Consider the following 17,379-nt stretch of genomic DNA (forward strand, 5'->3'; position numbering starts at 1 on the left):
CTGTCAGTTGCCGGCGATCTTCAGGTCTTCGATGAGGTTTTTCAACACCAGAAAATCGCCCGTGCTGTCGCAGGCCGGCACGTCCAGCGTCAGATCGCGAACCCGCAGCGGCGCATCGCCATGACGCTCCAGCGTCTGCGCCTCCACCTGCGCGCCGCAATTGGCCTCGGTCACCTCGGCCTCCACGGTCAGCGCGATCTGCCCGCTCAGCTTGCTGGTGCCCACGGGAAAGCTGTAGATCTCCGCGATCAGCGGCGCAGCGGCATCGGCATTGCCGAGCCGCGTCAGGAACCCGCCCTCGCCCTTTGCGGTGCGCGACAGATCGCCCGCCGAGGCGGCCCAGACGTGACCTTCGGTGAAATAGGAGGCGCCGAATTCGCGGGCATGCAGTTGCAGCCCGGTATCGCCCTTCCATTGCAGCACGACGCGGTCATAAAACGGCAGCGCCGGCACCTCGGCGCTGGCGGTCGCGCCGTCGCCGCCATCGAAGGAGGCGATGAACAGCGCATGGGTGGAGAGCGCCGGAACGCTGACCCGCAGGCTGCCATCGGGTCGCGTGATCTCGGTGAACATCAGCCCGTGGTGATGGATCGTCACGCGTTCGGAGGCGTAGCAGGGCGCCGACAGCTTGAGATCGACCATGGCGCCGGCATTGGCCGCCGCGCTCAGCGAGATATCGCAGTCGAACCCGGCGGTGGCGCGCTCCTGCGGCAGCGGCTCGACGGGTGCCGTCACGCGCTCCGCCGCGACCCGCTGAATGCCGGCATCGGGCAGCTTTGCCGCCACATCGTCGGAGGGCAGGCGCGGCATCGCCGCCGAGGAGGTATCGGTGATATCGCGCACAACGATCTCTTCGGGGCGGTCCAGCCCGACCTGATCCGGCGTGCTGCCATGCTGCATCACATAGCCGATCGCCAGGGCGGTAAAGACCGTCGCCGCGGCCAGGAAATATGTCTTGAGGCGTGCCATACCGGCCTCCGCTATCTGCTCACTCGTCCAAACTGGAAACAATCTGAGCCCAAAAAGAGGCGCTGTTGCGGCATAAGCGGGGAGTCATTCTGACGCGAAACGGGGCGCCGCAGCGCCCCATTTCCCAAGATCGCGATGCCAGGCCGGTCTCAGGCCAGACGGCCGTGGCAATGCTTGAATTTCTTGCCCGAGCCGCAGGGGCAGAGATCGTTCCGGCCCGGATTGCCCCAGGTGTCGGGATCGGTCTCGTCGAACCCCTCCACCGCTACGGCGGTGGGTTCGGCGTCTGCCGACGCGGGTGCCGGAGCGGTTCCGGCCTCGCCCGGAGCTGCCGGATGCGCTGCCGCGCCGGCCTCGGCCTGCTGGCGCAGTTGCGCGCGCTGCTGGGCAAGCTGCTGCATCATCGCCTGCTGCTCTTCCTCGGTCATCGGGCGGATGCGCGAGAGCTGTTCAGTCACCGTCTCACGCAGCGATTCGAGCATGGATTCGAAGAGCTGGAAGGCCTCGGTCTTGTATTCGTTCAGCGGATCGCGCTGCGCATAACCGCGGAAGCCGACGACCGAGCGCAGATGTTCCAACGTCAGAAGATGCTCGCGCCATTTGGTGTCGATGGTCTGAAGCAACACCTGCTTTTCGATCTGGCGCATGGTGTCGGGGCCGAAGGCCTCGGCCTTTTCCGCCATGAAATTGTCGGAGGCCTCTTCCATGCGCTCGCGGATCACCTCAGCGTCGACGCCCTCTTCCTCGCCCCATTTGATCACCGGCAGATCGAGGCTGAGCTTTTCGAGCGCCGCGGCATAGAGCCCCTGCGTGTCCCACTGATCGGCATAGGTCTTCGGCGGCACATAGATATCGACCAGCTCGTCGATCACCTCGTGGCGCATGTCCTGCACGATCTCAGAGAGGTCCGCCGTTTCCATGATCTCCAGACGCTGCGCAAAGATCACCTTGCGCTGGTCGTTCATCACGTCGTCGAATTTCAGCAGCTGCTTGCGGATGTCGAAGTTGCGGCCCTCGACCTTGGCCTGGGCGCGTTCCAGCGACTTGTTCACCCAGGGGTGAACGATGGCCTCGCCCTCTTTCATACCGAGCCGGGACAGCATCTTGTCGAGCCGTTCCGAGCCGAAGATGCGCATCAGGTCGTCTTCGAGCGAGAGATAGAAGGAGCTGCGCCCCGGGTCGCCCTGACGGCCCGACCGGCCGCGCAGCTGGTTGTCGATGCGGCGGCTTTCATGGCGCTCGGTGGCCAGAACGAAGAGCCCGCCGGCCTCTTTCACCTTTTCCTCGTCGGCGGCATGCGCCGCCTCGATCCGTTTCCGGATCTCCTCGGGGTCGCCCTCCGGATCCGCGGCGATGGCCTCCATCACCTGAAAATCCACATTGCCGCCGAGTTTGATGTCGGTGCCCCGGCCCGCCATGTTGGTGGCGATGGTCACCGCACCCAGCTTGCCGGCATCGGCGACGATCTGCGCCTCCTGCTCGTGCTGGCGTGCGTTCAGCACGTTGTGCTTGAGCCCCGCGCCGGTCAGCAGCTGCGACAGCATCTCGGATTTCTCGATCGAAGTGGTGCCGACGAGAACCGGCTGGCCCTTCTCATGCGCCTCCTTGATCTCGTCGACGATGGCGGCGTATTTCTCCTGCGCGGTGCGATAGACCTTGTCGTCGTCGTCGATCCGCGCGATGGGCCGGTTGGTCGGGACTTCGACCACGCCCAGCCCGTAGATCTCCATGAATTCCTCGGCCTCGGTGACCGCCGTGCCGGTCATGCCCGAGAGTTTTTCATAGAGTCGGAAATAGTTCTGGAAGGTGACCTGCGCCAGCGTCACGTTCTCGGGCTGGATCTGGCAGCCCTCCTTGGCCTCGATGGCCTGGTGCAGCCCGTCGGAGAGGCGGCGCCCCGCCATCATCCGGCCGGTGAATTCGTCGATCAGCACCACCTGCCCGTCGCGGACGATGTAATCCTTGTCACGGGTATAGAGCTTGTGCGCCCGCAGACCCTGGTTGACGTGATGCACCACCGTGGTGCTTTCGGGATCGTAGAGCGACTGACCCTCGGCCAGAATGCCGCGCTGATGCAGAACCTGCTCCAGCGCCTCGTTGCCCTCGTCGGTGAAGGTGACGTTGCGGGTCTTTTCGTCGATGGTAAAGGCGTCGTCGTCGAGCTCGGGGATCAGCTTGTCGATGGAGAGATAAAGATCCGAGCGGTCCTGGCTCGGCCCCGAGATGATCAGCGGCGTGCGCGCCTCGTCGATCAGGATGCTGTCCACCTCGTCGACGATGGCGAAGTAATGCCCGCGCTGCATCATCTGGGTCAGCTCGGATTTCATATTGTCGCGCAAATAGTCGAAGCCAAGCTCGTTGTTCGTGGCATAGGTGACATCGGCGGCATAGGCCTGCTTCTTCTCGCCCTCGTCCTGCTGCGGATAGACCACGCCGGTCGTCAGACCCAGCGCACCGTAGACCTTGCTCATCCACTCCGCGTCGCGGCGGGCGAGGTAGTCGTTGACGGTGACGATATGCACGCCCTTGCCGGTCAGCGCGTTGAGATAGGCCGGAAAGGTCGCGACGAGGGTCTTGCCCTCGCCGGTCTTCATTTCCGAGATATTGCCCTGGTGCAGAAAGATCCCGCCCATCAGCTGCGTGTCGAAGGCGCGCAGGCCCAGCGCCCGCTTGGCGCCCTCGCGGCAATTGGCAAAGGCCTCGGGCAGCAGCTTGTCGAGATTCTCGCCCTCGGCAATGCGCTTTTTGAATTCCTCGGTCTTGGCGATCAGCCCGGCATCGTCGAGCTTTTCGAACTCGGGCTCCAGTGCGTTGATCTTTTCGACCAGCGGGCGCGTCGCCTTGATCTTGCGGTCGTTCGGCGTTCCGAACACCTTCCGCGCGATAGTTCCGATCCCCAGCATAGCTGCCCGTTCCTGTCTGACAAATGCGTGTTCTTTTGCTGGCATCCGCTTGCCCGCCTCGAACACAGCCCATATGACACAGGGGAACGACCGGCCTTGCAGAGCCTTTTGGCCATGTAAGGCTAGGGTCACAGAGTGTCAACGCCGCCTGCCCCGGGCGGCCAACCCAAGGACCGCGAAAGGACCTGACAGATGCCGAAAACCCTCACGAAACTGACCGCGGCGGCTTTTGCGATTGCGCTGGCGCTGCCCGCTCAGGCGCAGGAGGAGATGGGCCTCGACTCCGTCGTGGCCACGGTCAACGGCCAGGAGATCACGCTGGGCAACATGCTGGTGATCCGCTCCACCCTTCCCGACCAATACCAGCAGCTCGGCGATGACGTCCTGTGGGACGGGATCCTCGATCAGCTGGTGCAGCAGGCGGTTCTGGCGCAGGACGAGCAGGCCGAGGAAACCAAGCTGGTCACCCTGTCGCTGGAAAACGAGCGCCGCGCGCTGATGGCCGCCGAAGTGATCAAGACCGTTGCCCAGGCCGCGCTGACCGACGAGGCGGTGCAGGCCGCCTATGACGCGGACTATGCCGGCTCCGATCTCGGCACCGAGTTCAACGCCTCTCACATTCTCGTGGAAACCGAGGACGAGGCCCAGGCGCTGGTCGAAGAGCTGGAGGGCGGCGCCGATTTCGCCGAGCTGGCCAAGGAGAAATCCACCGGCCCCTCCGGTCCCAATGGAGGCGAGCTCGGCTGGTTCGGCGCCGGCATGATGGTCGCGCCCTTCGAAGAGGCCGTGAAAGAGCTGGAGCCCGGCGCGATTTCCGCCCCGGTGAAAACCCAGTTCGGCTGGCATGTGATCAAGCTCAACGAGACCCGCGACAAGGAAGCGCCGGCTCTTGACAGCGTGCGCGGAGAGATTGAACTGAAGCTGCAACAGGAAGCCGTGCAGAGCTATATCGACGACAAGCTCGCCTCGGCCGACGTAACCCGCATGGACAAGTCCGAAACCGATGTCTCGGTGCTGTCCAACACGCAGCTTCTGGAGGACTAAGTGGCCAAGATCACATCCGTTTCGCCCCTCGCGCCCGAGGGTTTTCCGGAGCTTCCGGTTATCGGGGGCGTGCGTTTCGCCTCCGCCGCGGCGGGGGTGCGCTATGCGGGGCGCACGGATGTGATGCTGGCCCTGCTCGACCCCGGCAGCACCATGGCCGGGGTCTTCACACGCTCCGCCACGCGCTCGGCCAATGTGCTCGACTGTCAGGCCAAGATCGGCACCGACAGCGAGGCCGGCGCCGCGATCATCGTCAACTCGGGCAATTCCAACGCCTTCACCGGCAAGGCCGGTGATGGCTCGGTCGCGGCGATCTGCGCGGCGGTGGCCGGGGCCACCGGCCTGCCGGAAACCCGCGTCTTCACCAGCTCCACCGGGGTGATCGGCGAGCGCCTGCCGCATGACCGCATCACCGCCAAGCTGGGCGAGCTGGTCGCCGCGCTCGACCCGGGCAAGGGCGCCGAGGCCGCCCGCGCCATCATGACCACCGACACCTTCCCCAAGGGCGCCTGCGCCACCGTTTCGCTGCCCGGCGGCGCGGTGAAGATCGCGGGCTTTGCCAAGGGCTCGGGCATGATCGCGCCGGACATGGCGACGATGCTGGTCTATCTCTTCACCGATGCAAGGATCTCCCGCACCGATCTTCAGGCGCTGGTCAGCCGCATCAACGCCCGCACCTTCAACTGCATCACCGTCGACAGCGACACCTCGACCTCCGACACCCTGCTGATGGGCGCCACCGGCGCCTCTGGCGTCGACGTTACCGCCGAAGACACCGCTTTCGCCGAGGCGCTCGAAGGCGTTTTCCTCGACCTCGCCCATCAGGTGGTGAAAGACGGCGAGGGCGCCACGAAGTTCGTCACCGTCAACGTGACCGGCGCTGTCTCCGATGCCGATGCCCGCACCCATGCGCTGGCCATCGCCAACTCGCCGCTGGTCAAGACCGCCGTCGCCGGCGAGGATCCCAACTGGGGCCGCATCGTCATGGCGGTGGGCAAATCCGGCGCCGCCGCCGACCGCGACACGTTAACCATCCGCTTCGGCGATGTGCTGGTGGCGGAAAACGGCTGGGTCGCCCCCTCCTACCGCGAAGAGGACGGCGCCGCGCTGATGAAAGCGCCCGAGATCACCATCGGAGTCGATATCGGCCTCGGCGACGGCAAGGCCACCGTCTGGACCTGCGACCTCACCCACGGTTACATCAGCATCAACGCCGATTACCGCTCCTGACCCGCCCCTTCATCTTTCTCTAAATACTCCCCCCGGCGAGGGGCCTGCCCCTCGCCTTTGCCCGTTCCGCCAGAGCCTCGCCATGTCCAAGATCGTCCTCGTCTCCGCCGTCGCCCTGATCGACCCCGATGGCCGCGTGCTTCTGGCGCAGCGGCCCGAGGGCAAGAGCATGGCCGGGCTCTGGGAATTTCCCGGCGGCAAGGTCGAGCCGGGAGAATCCCCCGAGCACGCGCTGATCCGCGAGCTTCAGGAAGAGCTGGGCATCGACACATGGGAAAGCTGCCTAGCGCCGCTGACCTTCGCCTCGCACAGCTATGAGACATTCCACCTGCTGATGCCGCTCTATGCCTGCCGCAAATGGCAGGGCACGCCGCAATCGAAAGAGGGCCAGGCGCTGAAATGGGTCCGCGCGCGCGAGCTGCGCGACTACCCCATGCCACCGGCCGATATCCCCCTCATCTCGATCCTGCGCGACTGGTTGTGAGCACCTCGGATTGTCCAGATCTTTCTGCGGCGCAGCGTAAGAAAATTCGATAAAATCGTCTATCTGCCTATATTATAGGCGGGATTGTCATAATTTATTCTGGTTTCGTTAACGATTCCCGCGTATTTATATTTTTGTAACATTCAACACGGGGAACACTGAAATGCTGCGTACCATCATCCTCGGCAGCTGCGTCTCGGTTCAGGGCCTGGTCGAAAAGACCCTGCCCGACGGTCGTATCGCCGTGCGCGTGGGTACTCAGGTTTTCACCGGTATGCCGGTTGCAGCCTGAGCTTCGCTCGCCACAGACTAACACATCGGTACTACGGAAAAGCCCGGGCCTCGCGCCCGGGCTTTTCCGTTCCAGAACTGTTCCCGTTTCCGGAAATTGAAAAAGGCGGCACCCGAGGGCGCCGCCTTTTCCATGTCTCTGGCATCGGCGATCAGAGCGACCGCTCGATCTCCTCGCGTTCGAAAATCTCGATGACATCGTCGGGACGAATGTCATCGTAATTCTCGAAAGCCATGCCGCACTCCTGGCCCGATTGCACCTCGGCAACCTCGTCCTTGAAGCGCTTGAGGGTTTTCAGCGTGCCCTCGTGGATCACCACATCGTCGCGCAGCAGGCGGACACCGGCGGAGCGGCGCGCCACACCTTCGGTAACCAGACAGCCGGCAACCTTGCCGACATTGGAGACCTTGAAGACCTCCTTGATCTGCGCATAGCCGATGAAGTTCTCACGGACCTCGTTCGACAACAAGCCAGACGCGGCGGCTTTCACATCGTCCACCAGATCGTAGATCACCGAATAGTAGCGGATCTCCACACCCTTCTGGTTGGCGGCGTTGCGCGCCGGCGCGTTGGCACGGACGTTGAAGCCGATCACCGGGCAGCCCGAGGCTTCGGCAAGGCCGATATCGGTCTCGGTGATGGCGCCCACGCCGTAGTGGATCACCCGCACGCGAACCTCGTCGTTGCCGACCTTCTCCAGCGCCTGGACAATGGCCTCGGCCGAGCCCTGCACGTCCGCCTTGACGACGACCGGCAGCTCAGAGACGTTCTCGTCTTCCTTGGCCTTCATCATCAGCTGCTCAAGGGTCGTCGCGGCACCGGCGGCGGCGCGCTTCTCCTTGGCGGCGTGTTCGCGGTACTCGGCGATCTCGCGGGCCTGCGCCTCGGTCTCGGTCACGTTGAGCACGTCGCCGGCTTCGGGCGTGCCATTGAGACCCAGAACCTCGACCGGCACCGACGGGCCGGCTTCCTTGACCCGCTCACCCTTGTCGTTGATCAGCGCACGGACCTTGCCGTACTGCTCGCCCACGACAAAGATGTCGCCCTGCTTCAGCGTGCCGTTCTGCACGAGGACGGTGGCGACCGGGCCGCGGCCCACGTCGAGCTGTGCCTCGATCACGGCGCCTTCGGCGGCCCGGTTCGGGTTCGCCTTCAGCTCCAGCAGTTCGGCCTGCAACGCGATGGCATCGAGCAGCTCGTCGAGCCCCTGCCCGGTATGGGCCGACACTTCGACATCCTGCACCTCGCCCGACATCTGCTCCACCACCACTTCGTGCTGAAGCAGGTCGGTGCGCACCTTGGTCGGGTTGGCGCTCGGCTTGTCCACCTTGTTGATCGCGACGATCATCGGAACGCCGGCGGCTTTGGCGTGGTTGATGGCTTCGACGGTCTGCGGCATCACCGCGTCATCCGCCGCCACCACCAGCACGACGATATCCGTCACCTGAGCGCCGCGCGAGCGCATCGAGGTAAAGGCGGCGTGGCCGGGCGTGTCGAGGAAGGTCAGCACGTCGCCGCCCTTCGTCGTCACCTGATAGGCGCCAATATGCTGGGTGATCCCGCCGGCCTCGCCGGAGGTCACATTGGCCTGACGGATCTTGTCGAGCAGCGAGGTCTTGCCGTGGTCGACATGGCCCATGATCGTGATGACCGGCGGGCGCGGCTGAAGATCTTCCGGCTTGTCGTCGACGGTCTTGATGACGTCCTCGACATCGGCATCGGAGACGCGGGTCACGCGGTGGCCGAATTCCTCGATGATCAGTTCCGCGGTGTCGGCGTCGATGGTCTGGTTCTGCGTCGCCATGATGCCGTTCTGCATCAGCGACTTGACCACATCCGCCACACGCTCGGCCATACGGTTGGCAAGCTCGGCGACGGTGATCGCCTCGGGCAGCTGGACGTCGCGCACGACCTTCTCGCGCTGCTGCTGGCCGCCCATCGCCTTCTGACGCGCACGCTCCTGCTTGCGCTTCATCGCAGCCATGGATTTCTGCCGTCCGCCCTCGCCGCCGAGCGCCTGGTTCAGCGTCAGCTTGCCGGAGCGGCGGTTGCCGTCGTCGCGACCACGGGTCGAGCGACCGCGCTCTTCGCGCTCGCGTTCGGATTTGCGCTGCGGCTGTGCCGCTTTGGCTGCACCGGCACCACCGCCCGCCGGGCCGCGCGCCTGTGCGGCGGCAGCCGGATCGGCCTTGGGTGCGGCAGCGGCGGCCTCGGCCTTCTTGGCGGCCTCGGCGGCGTCGCGGGCCTTCTGCGCTTCTTCCTCGGCTTTCGCCTTGGCGCGCTCTTCGGCCTCGCGCTGTTCGCGCTCTTTCTGTTCCTTCTCGGCGCGCTGGCGCGCACGCTCTTCGGCGCGGGCCTTTTCCTCGGCCTCGCGCTGCGCCTGTTCCTCGGCCTCGCGGGCCTTGGCGGCCTGCAACGCCTTGAGCCGGCGCTCCATCTCGGCATCGGAAATCCCGGCCGGACGCTTGCCGCCAGATCCGCCCAGAGCGCTGCCGCCCGCGCCCTTGCCGCCACCGGCACCGGGTTTGGGAACCACAACGCGCTTGCGCTTGGTTTCCACCACGACGTTCTTGGTGCGGCCATGGCTGAAGCTCTGCTTCACAGATCCCGAACGGGGACCGCCACCACGAACACCCAGAGTCTTTTTGCCGTCGTTATCGCTCATTCAGCTCTCTTATCCTTTCCGGCGGCCCCTACCGCCCCCGGCGGCTTTCGCCGCCCCGGTGGCCCCTGCCACCGACGTCGCATCGGCCCTTCCGACGCGCAGGCCCTTCAGTCTTTGGGCCTCCTCTACAACACGTTTGGTGAGTCCACCAGCGCCAAGCGCCGCATGTATCACCTTTTCCCGTCCAAAGGCCAGACCCAGCTCGTCCGCCGTGAGCCAGCCGATATAGCTGCCCCATTGCGGCGTGGACAATTTCGACTTGCCGCGCCCGGATCCGTCCTCGGCCTGGATCAGCACATCCGCATCCTCGCGGCCCAGCCAATCCTTGACCTTTTCATAGCCCGCCACCGCACCGCCCGACTTGCGGGCGAGGCTGATAAGCTCGACCACACGCCGCGCCAGCATCCGCTCGATCAGCCCGGGCAGATCGTCGGGCACCGTCACAGGCTGTTTCGCCGCCCGGGCGAACAGCCCCTTGGCGGCGGCCTTTTCCAGCGCCGCGCGATCCGAGGCCACCCAGATGCCCCGGCCCGGCAGCTTGCCCGCCAGATCCGGCACCACCTGGTTCTCGGGCCCGATCACGAAACGGATCAGGCCGGAGGCCGGCTGACTCTCGCCCGTGGCGATGCAGCGCCGCTCCGGCCCGTCGGCCCGGTCTTTGTCCTGGCCGCCCCTGCTCATGCGCTCAGACCTCTTCCCCGGTCTCTTCCGCGTCACCGTCTTCGTCGGCCTCGTCTTCGGCCTCCGCTTCGAGATCGGCGGGATCGACCCAGCCAAGAAGGACACGCGCGGTCATGATCAGGTTCTGAGCCTCGGCAAGATCCACATCGAACTTTTCGAGAAGACCGTCGTCCTTGACACGTTCGCCATCGACCGTGGTCCAGCCGCCGGCCAGTTCCCAGTCGGCGCAGGTGGCGAAATCTTCCAGCGTCTTCACGCCGTCTTCTGCCAGTGCCTCTACCATTTGGGGAGTGAGCCCCTCGAAGTCAACCAGGCTGTCCTCGACACCCAGCTCGCGGGCATGTTCCAGCGCCTTGCGGGCCTGCTCTTCGAGGAATTCGCGGGCGCGGGTCTGAAGCTCCTGCGCTGTGCCCTCGTCGACGCCGTCGATCACCAGCAGCTCGTCGAGCTCGACATAGGCGACCTCTTCGAGATTGGTGAAGCCCTCGGCCACGAGAAGCTGGGCAAAGAACTCGTCGAGATCCAGCGTATCCATGAAGAGCTTGGTGCGCTCCTCGAATTCCTTCTGGCGGCGCTGGCTCTCTTCTTCCTCGGTCATGATGTCGATATCGAGACCGGTGAGCTGCGAGGCCAGGCGCACGTTCTGGCCACGACGGCCGATGGCCAGCGACAGCTGCTCGTCCGGCACCACGACCTCGATGCGCTCGGCATCCTCGTCGAGCACCACCTTGGAGACCTCGGCGGGCTGAAGCGCGTTCACCAGGAAGGTCGGCATATCCTCGTTCCACGGGATGATGTCGATCTTTTCGCCCTGAAGCTCGTTCACGACCGCCTGCACGCGCGAGCCGCGCATACCGACGCAGGCGCCCACCGGGTCGATGGAACCGTCATAGGAGACCACGCCGATCTTGGCGCGCGAGCCCGGATCGCGGGCCACGGCCTTGATCTCGATGATGCCGTCGTAGATCTCCGGCACTTCCATCTTGAAGAGCTCGGCCATGAATTCCGGCGCGGTGCGCGACAGGAAGATCTGCGGGCCACGGGCCTCGCGGCGCACGTCCTTGATGTAGCAGCGGATGCGGTCGCCGGGGCGATAGCTCTCGCGGCCGATCTTCTCGTTGCGGCGCAGGATCGCCTCGCCACGGCCCACATCGACGATGACGTTGCCGTATTCCTCGCGCTTGACGGTGCCGTTGATGATGGTGCCGTTGCGGTCCTTGAACTCGTCGTACTGACGATCACGCTCGGCCTCGCGGACCTTTTGCAGGATCACCTGCTTGGCCGATTGCGCGGCGATGCGGCCCATATCGACCGGCGGCACCTCTTCGATGAACTGGTCGCCCACCTTGGGATCGGCCATGTACTGCTTGGCCTGCTGCACGGTCATCTCGGCCTGGTAGTTCTCCAGCTCCTCGTCCTCGACCACGGTGCGCACCCGGGTAAAGGTCGCCCGTCCGGTCTTGCGGTCGATCTTGACGCGGATGTCCATCTCGGAGCCGTAGCGCGATTTCGCCGCGCGCGAGAGCGACTCTTCCATCGCCTCGATCACGAGAGCGGGGTCGATCATCTTCTCGCGGGCCACCGCCTCGGCGGTCTGCAAAAGCTCAAGCTGGTTGGCAGAGGTGATTGCCATTGTTGTTTTACTCCTCCTGAGCGGCCGCGTCGTCGGCCTGGATTTCATCGTATTGGGTTTCGTCCACGGGCTTGGCCTTGCGGGCGCGCAGCATGTCGCGGATCAGGTCGTCGGTGAGGATCAGCTTGGCATCGCTGAGCCAGTCGAATTGCAGGCCGATGGTCTGTTCCTCGCCGCCCTCTTCGATATTGAGCAGCACCTCGCCGCCCTCGACCCCGGCGAGAACGCCGCGCCAGCGCTTGCGGCCGTCGATCATCTCCTGGGTCTCGATCTTGACCTCATAGCCCTCGAAGGTCTCGAAATCCTTCAGCCGGGTCAGCGGCCGGTCGATGCCGGGGCTGGAGACCTCCAGCGTGTAGGTGTCGAGAATCGGATCCTCGACATCGAGAATGGCGGAGACCGCGGTGGAGATCTCGGCGCATTCGTCGACCTCGATCCCACCCTCGGGGCGTTCGGCCATGATTTGCAGCGTCGAGGTCTTGCCGCCCATCAGCCGGATGCGCACGAGCTCGAATCCCATGTCTTCGATGACGGGGGTGACGATCTCGGCGAGGCGCCGGTCGATGGCGGATTTTGCGATCAGGTCGGTCATGTGTCCGGGTCCGATGCGTGAAACAAAAAAACGGGCGCGCGGCCCGTCGATCTTTCCCGGTGGAACCTCGGAGAAGACCCCGACGCGCCGCTGTTGAAGGGGCATATACGCCTCGCGATTCGATTCCGCAAGAGGGGCGTTTCACGCACCGGGACCGACACCCGGCAACAGACTGCTCTGGACTTCATGCTTCGTTATCTTTTGGGCGTTTAGGCTGCGCTCCCGAAAGCTCTGTCAACAAGGAAACTGTCTCTCATGCGCGCCACTATCCCCATCCGAACCGCGATTCTGACCGTCGTCGGCCTGGCGGGTGCGGTCATGATCGGCCTCGTCATCGCGATGCAGCATGTGAAGGACAGGCGCGACACCATCGACGGCAATGTCCGGCAGGCGGAAAGCCTGGCCGATATCGTGACCGACATGGACATCGCGTTTCTCGAGGCACGACGCGCCGAGAAGGATTTTCTCCTGCGGCTCGAGGACCGGTATGTCGACCGCCACGCAGCGGCACTGTCGGACCTGTTCGACGATGCCGACCAGCTACATGGCCTGATGCAACGCAACGGCATGACAGAGCTGCTGCCGGTTCTCGAAACCGCAACCGCCAAGATGCAGGCCTATCAGGAGCGGTTCACCGCTCTGGTGGCCAGCAACCGCCGGCTCGGGCTCGACGAGGAAAGCGGCCTGCAAGGCGAGCTGCGCCGCGCCGTGCACGAGGTCGAAACCGCGCTGAATGCCATCGGCATGCCGGACATGCAGGTCAAGATGCTGATGATGCGCCGGCACGAGAAGGATTTCATCATGCGCGGCGATCCGAAATATCTCGACCGCCTCAATGCCCGGGTCGAGGAATTTCAGGCGTTTCCCGCCAGCTATTTCACCTCCGCGACCCAGCGACGCGAGATTGACGGGTTGCTGACCACCTATCAGCAGGCCTTTGCGATGTTTGTCGAGGAACGCCTCGCCGAAGGCGCGATCCGCGAAGAGCTTTCCAGGCTCTATCAGGAAACAGAGCCTCTTCTGTACGAACTGCAAAGCAGCGCCATCGCCAATGCCGAGGCGACCCGGGAGGCGGGAAACGCCGCGACCGCGCGCGCGCAGGCCACCGCACTGACCTCGGCCGCCGCAGGCATCGCGCTCTTTCTCTTCCTCGCAATTGCGCTGTCGATGGTGATCTCCCGGCCCCTGCGCGCCATCCAGATCGCGCTGGAAAAGATGCGCGCCGGAGATTTCTCCTCGCGCATCGCCGGATCGCGCATCGCCGAAACCGCCGCCATCGGCGCGGCGGTGGATCGGTTTCGCCAGGAGCTCGCGTCCAAAGCCTCGCTCGATCAGTCCATTTCCGAGGTGATCCGCGCCTGTGCCGAGGGCAATTTCTCCAAGCGGCTTCCGGAACCGGAAGAGGGCAGCGGCGCCTCAGAGCTGGTGCATGGCGTCAACGCCATCGGCGCCGCTGCCGAAAAGGGGCTCGGCGATATCCGCAATGTGCTCGACGCGCTGGCCGATGGCGACCTGACCGTCACCATGGCCAAGGGGCAAAAGGGCGTGTTCGAGGAGATCTCGCGCTCCATCGACGGGCTGGTGGGCAATCTTACCGATACGGTGCAACAACTCTCAGAGAGCTGCGGCATGCTTAACGCCACCGCCACCGAGATCACCGCCGCCTCGGGCGCGGTGTCGCGGCGCAGCCAGAACTCCGCCGCCTCGCTGGAGGAAAGCGCCGCCGCGCTGCAACTGCTCACCGAACAGGTCAAGGAGACCGCCCATCGCGCCCAAGGCGCAGAGCAGTCGCTGGGCACGGCGCGCACCCGCGCCGACGAGACCCGCAGCGTCGCCGAAAGCGCGCTGGACGCGATCAAGCGGATCGAGGAGTCCTCCGCCTCCATCAGCCGCATCACCGGTCTGATCGACGATGTCGCCTTTCAGACCAACCTGCTTGCGCTCAATGCCGGGGTCGAGGCCGCCCGCGCGGGCGAGGCCGGGCGTGGCTTTGCCATCGTAGCACAAGAGGTGCGCGGTCTGGCGCAGCGGGCCACCGATGCCGCCAGCGAGATCAACAGCGTCATCAAGAGCAGCAACGTTCATGTCAGCGAGGGGGTGGAGCTGGTCTCTGCCTCTTCCGCCTCGCTGAAAGCGATTCAGGAGACGGTCGAGCAGTTCGTGGAACAGGTTTCCTACATCTCCACCACCTCGGAGGAACAGTCCAGCAACGTCCACCAGATCAACACGGCGGTCGGCGCCATCGACAAGGATGTCCAGCAGAACGCCGCCGCGCTGCACGATATGGAGACGGTCAGCCGCAAGCTGCGGAGCGAGGCCGACATGCTGGTCGGCGTCGTGGGCAAATTCCGGCTGCCGGGACAGGGCGCGCAAACCGCGATGCATATGGCGGCGGAATGAGGCGAAGCTTAGGGTGCCGGCGATCTGGCGGGGCGCACCCGGTGGCCGCGGCGCAGTCGCGATGCCCTGCGAAAGGCCCGCGGCGGAGATCACCGGGATAACGGGGGCTCTGCGGCCCAGTGCCATGTTTGCGACCGTGCCCACGCTCTCCCCGGAAACCAATTTCCGACCCCGCGCGGGAGGCTTCGGCCCATCACGCAAAAGGCATGCGTTGCCGAGGCCCGGGCGGCCCGCTATAGGGCTTGAAACCGGATCGCACGAGGAGACGCTCATGTCCAACGCACAGCTCGAAGCCGCCATCGAAGCCGCCTGGGAGGCGCGCGACACCATCACACCCTCGACCGGCGGCGAAACCCGCGAGGCCATCGAAGACACGCTGGAGGCGCTCGATTCGGGCAAGCTGCGCGTCGCCGAGAAACAGACGGATGGCAGCTGGCATGTGAACCAATGGGCCAAGAAGGCGGTGCTGCTTGGCTTCCGCATCAAGGACATGGAGCTTCAGGACAACGGCCCGCAGGGCGGCGGCTGGTGGGACAAGGTCGACAGCAAGTTCAAGGGCTGGGGCGAGAACACCTGGCGCGATGCCGGCTTCCGCGCCGTGCCGAACTGTGTCGTGCGCAAATCCGCCTATATCGCGCCGGGCGTTGTGCTGATGCCCTCCTTCGTGAACCTCGGCGCCTATGTGGACGAGGGCACCATGGTCGACACCTGGGCCACCGTCGGCTCCTGCGCGCAGATCGGCAAGGGCGTGCACCTCTCGGGCGGCGTCGGCATCGGCGGCGTGCTGGAACCGATGCAGGCCGGCCCCACCATCATCGAGGACAATTGCTTTATCGGCGCTCGCTCCGAGGTGGTCGAAGGCGTGATCGTGCGCGAGGGCTCGGTGCTGGGCATGGGCGTCTATATCGGCCAGTCCACCAAGATCGTCGACCGCGAGACCGGCGAAGTGATGTATGGCGAGGTGCCGCCCTATTCGGTGGTAGTCTCGGGCAGCATGCCGTCGAAGAACAATATCAGCCTCTACTGCGCGGTGATCGTGAAGCGGGTCGACGCCAAGACCCGCTCCAAGACCGGCATCAACGAGCTGCTGCGCGACTGATCCGCAGCGCCTCCCGCGCCGCCCGAGCGGTGGCGCGGGAACCGCTCCGCCCCTCCCGCCGTTGGGTTGCGACGACAGCAATTTCACAGCGGGGGCGGCATGGGCCTGGGACTTCTTGCATCCATCATCGTCGGCGGGCTTGCCGGCTGGATCGCCAGCATGATCATGAAGGCCGATACCGGTCTTCTGCTGAATATCGTGCTGGGCATTGTCGGCGCCGTGGTGCTGAACGCGCTGCTCTCGCTGCTGGGCATCTACGCCGCCAATAGCTGGATTCCGCAGCTCGTGGTCGGCACCGCCGGCGCCAGCCTGCTGATCTGGGCCGCCCGCCGGATGCGCCGCTAAAACGTGATCCAGGAGCTTTCCCTTCCGCTCCTGCTGGGGCTCTTTGCCCTGGCGGGCGCGCTGGTCGTTGCGGCCTCGATCCGGGCGACGGCGCTGGCCGATGTGATCGCCGACCGCACGCGGCTAGGCGAGGCGCTGGCCGGCGGCGTGCTGCTCGGTGGCGCGACCTCGCTCTCGGGGGTCGTGGTCTCGGTGACCGGCGCGGCGGGGGGCGATGCCAGCTTTGCCGTCTCCAACGCGGTGGGCGGTATCGCGGCGCAGACGCTGTTCCTCGCCATCGCCGACCTGCTGCACCGCAACGCCAATCTCGAACATGCCGCCGCCGAGCCCGCCAACCTGTTTCAGGCGGTCATGCTGCTCATCCTGCTGAGCCTGCCCGTTGCCGCCATGGCCGGGCCGGATATCGCCTTTGCCGGCGTGCACCCGGTCTCGATCGTGATGTTTCTGGCCTATCTCTCGGGGGTGAAGCTCTCGGCGGAGGTCGGCAGGCGCCCGATGTGGCGCCCGGTCGAGACCCGCGACACACGGCGCGACGAGCCCGACGCCGAAAACGCCCCCGGCGCGCCGGTATTGCGTCCGGCGCTGATCTTTGCCGCGCTGGTGGCGCTGATGGGACTCGCGGGCTGGGTCATCAGCCAGATCGGCAGCACTTTCATCACGCGTTTCGGCCTGACCTCAAGCCTCGTCGGCGCGCTGATCACGGCGGTGATCACCTCGCTGCCCGAACTGGTGACCACGCTGGTGGCCGTACGCCGCGGCGCGCTGCAACTCGCCGTGGGCGGGATCATCGGCGGCAACACCTTCGACACGCTGTTCCTGGTTTTCTCGGATATCGCCTATCGTGACGGCTCGATCTTTCAGGCGGTGGGCATGACCGATCTCTACTGGCTGGCCACGGGCATGCTGATGACCGCGATCCTGCTCGGCGGGCTGATCCTGCGGCAGCGCCGGGGCCCGGCACGGATCGGCATCGAAAGCGTGCTGATGATGGCGGTCTATGGCTGCGCGGTGGCGGTGGAGCTCTTTGCCGGCTGAGCGGGGC

The 17,379-nt window shown here is 65.2% G+C and carries 14 protein-coding genes; 8 read left to right on the forward strand and 6 right to left on the reverse strand.

Annotated features, from left to right (window positions below; translation table 11 throughout):
* Nucleotides 1-3: 3 nt before the first annotated feature.
* Both I6N89_RS01320 and secA read right to left on the reverse strand, forming a co-directional pair.
* Nucleotides 4-969, reverse strand: a complete 966-nt coding sequence (locus tag I6N89_RS01320; protein WP_207016430.1) for a translocase — start codon at nt 967-969, stop codon at nt 4-6.
* A gap of 149 nt (nt 970-1,118) precedes the next feature.
* Nucleotides 1,119-3,872 carry a preprotein translocase subunit SecA gene (gene secA, locus I6N89_RS01325; protein WP_207016431.1) on the reverse strand — a complete coding sequence of 918 codons (2,754 nt, stop codon included), beginning with the start codon at nt 3,870-3,872 and terminating at the stop codon, nt 1,119-1,121.
* Between the two features lie 192 nt (nt 3,873-4,064).
* Here secA and I6N89_RS01330 point away from each other — a divergent pair, with 192 nt between their 5' ends.
* The 4 genes from I6N89_RS01330 to I6N89_RS25640 all read left to right on the forward strand — a co-directional run bounded on the left by I6N89_RS01330 (nt 4,065) and on the right by I6N89_RS25640 (nt 6,922).
* The gene (locus I6N89_RS01330) at nt 4,065-4,916 is read left to right on the forward strand and encodes a peptidylprolyl isomerase (RefSeq protein ID WP_207016432.1); all 852 of its coding nucleotides are present in this window, start codon (nt 4,065-4,067) and stop codon (nt 4,914-4,916) included.
* Nucleotides 4,917-6,146, forward strand: a complete 1,230-nt coding sequence (argJ, locus tag I6N89_RS01335) for a bifunctional glutamate N-acetyltransferase/amino-acid acetyltransferase ArgJ (protein ID WP_207016433.1) — start codon at nt 4,917-4,919, stop codon at nt 6,144-6,146.
* Nucleotides 6,147-6,228: 82 nt separating this feature from the next.
* Entirely contained in the window at nt 6,229-6,630 is a 402-nt protein-coding gene (gene mutT, locus I6N89_RS01340) for an 8-oxo-dGTP diphosphatase MutT (protein ID WP_207016434.1), read from the forward strand.
* Nucleotides 6,631-6,793: 163 nt separating this feature from the next.
* A complete protein-coding gene (locus I6N89_RS25640) occupies nt 6,794-6,922 on the forward strand; it encodes a hypothetical protein (RefSeq protein ID WP_257787900.1) in 129 nt (42 codons plus the stop codon).
* A 151-nt stretch (nt 6,923-7,073) separates the two neighbouring features.
* On the opposite strand, the gene infB is transcribed toward I6N89_RS25640, so the two are convergent.
* Genes infB through rimP form a run of 4 tightly spaced genes read right to left on the reverse strand, consistent with a single transcriptional unit; the run spans nt 7,074 to nt 12,493 of the window.
* Entirely contained in the window at nt 7,074-9,587 is a 2,514-nt protein-coding gene (gene infB, locus I6N89_RS01345) for a translation initiation factor IF-2 (protein ID WP_207016435.1), read from the reverse strand.
* A 9-nt stretch (nt 9,588-9,596) separates the two neighbouring features.
* Nucleotides 9,597-10,268: an RNA-binding protein gene (locus I6N89_RS01350; RefSeq protein ID WP_207016436.1), complete on the reverse strand. Its 672-nt coding sequence runs from the start codon at nt 10,266-10,268 to the stop codon at nt 9,597-9,599.
* A gap of 4 nt (nt 10,269-10,272) precedes the next feature.
* Complete coding sequence (nusA, locus tag I6N89_RS01355) at nt 10,273-11,901, reverse strand: transcription termination factor NusA (RefSeq protein ID WP_076699424.1); 1,629 nt, start codon at nt 11,899-11,901, stop codon at nt 10,273-10,275.
* 7 nt (nt 11,902-11,908) lie between these two features.
* Nucleotides 11,909-12,493 carry a ribosome maturation factor RimP gene (gene rimP / locus I6N89_RS01360; RefSeq protein ID WP_076699422.1) on the reverse strand — a complete coding sequence of 195 codons (585 nt, stop codon included), beginning with the start codon at nt 12,491-12,493 and terminating at the stop codon, nt 11,909-11,911.
* A gap of 255 nt (nt 12,494-12,748) precedes the next feature.
* Here rimP and I6N89_RS01365 point away from each other — a divergent pair, with 255 nt between their 5' ends.
* The 4 genes from I6N89_RS01365 to I6N89_RS01380 all read left to right on the forward strand — a co-directional run bounded on the left by I6N89_RS01365 (nt 12,749) and on the right by I6N89_RS01380 (nt 17,372).
* Entirely contained in the window at nt 12,749-14,893 is a 2,145-nt protein-coding gene (locus I6N89_RS01365; RefSeq protein WP_207016437.1) for a methyl-accepting chemotaxis protein, read from the forward strand.
* Between the two features lie 271 nt (nt 14,894-15,164).
* The gene (dapD, locus tag I6N89_RS01370; RefSeq protein WP_207016438.1) at nt 15,165-15,992 is read left to right on the forward strand and encodes a 2,3,4,5-tetrahydropyridine-2,6-dicarboxylate N-succinyltransferase; all 828 of its coding nucleotides are present in this window, start codon (nt 15,165-15,167) and stop codon (nt 15,990-15,992) included.
* Between the two features lie 99 nt (nt 15,993-16,091).
* Nucleotides 16,092-16,337 (forward strand): GlsB/YeaQ/YmgE family stress response membrane protein, encoded by a 246-nt coding sequence (locus I6N89_RS01375; protein WP_076699416.1) that lies wholly within the window; start codon nt 16,092-16,094, stop codon nt 16,335-16,337.
* 3 nt (nt 16,338-16,340) lie between these two features.
* A complete protein-coding gene (locus tag I6N89_RS01380) occupies nt 16,341-17,372 on the forward strand; it encodes a sodium:calcium antiporter (RefSeq protein WP_207016439.1) in 1,032 nt (343 codons plus the stop codon).
* Nucleotides 17,373-17,379: the final 7 nt, after the last annotated feature.

Origin of the sequence: Salipiger abyssi (assembly GCF_017311415.1) — a bacterium.
Classification (GTDB): Bacteria; Pseudomonadota; Alphaproteobacteria; order Rhodobacterales; family Rhodobacteraceae; genus Salipiger; species Salipiger abyssi_A.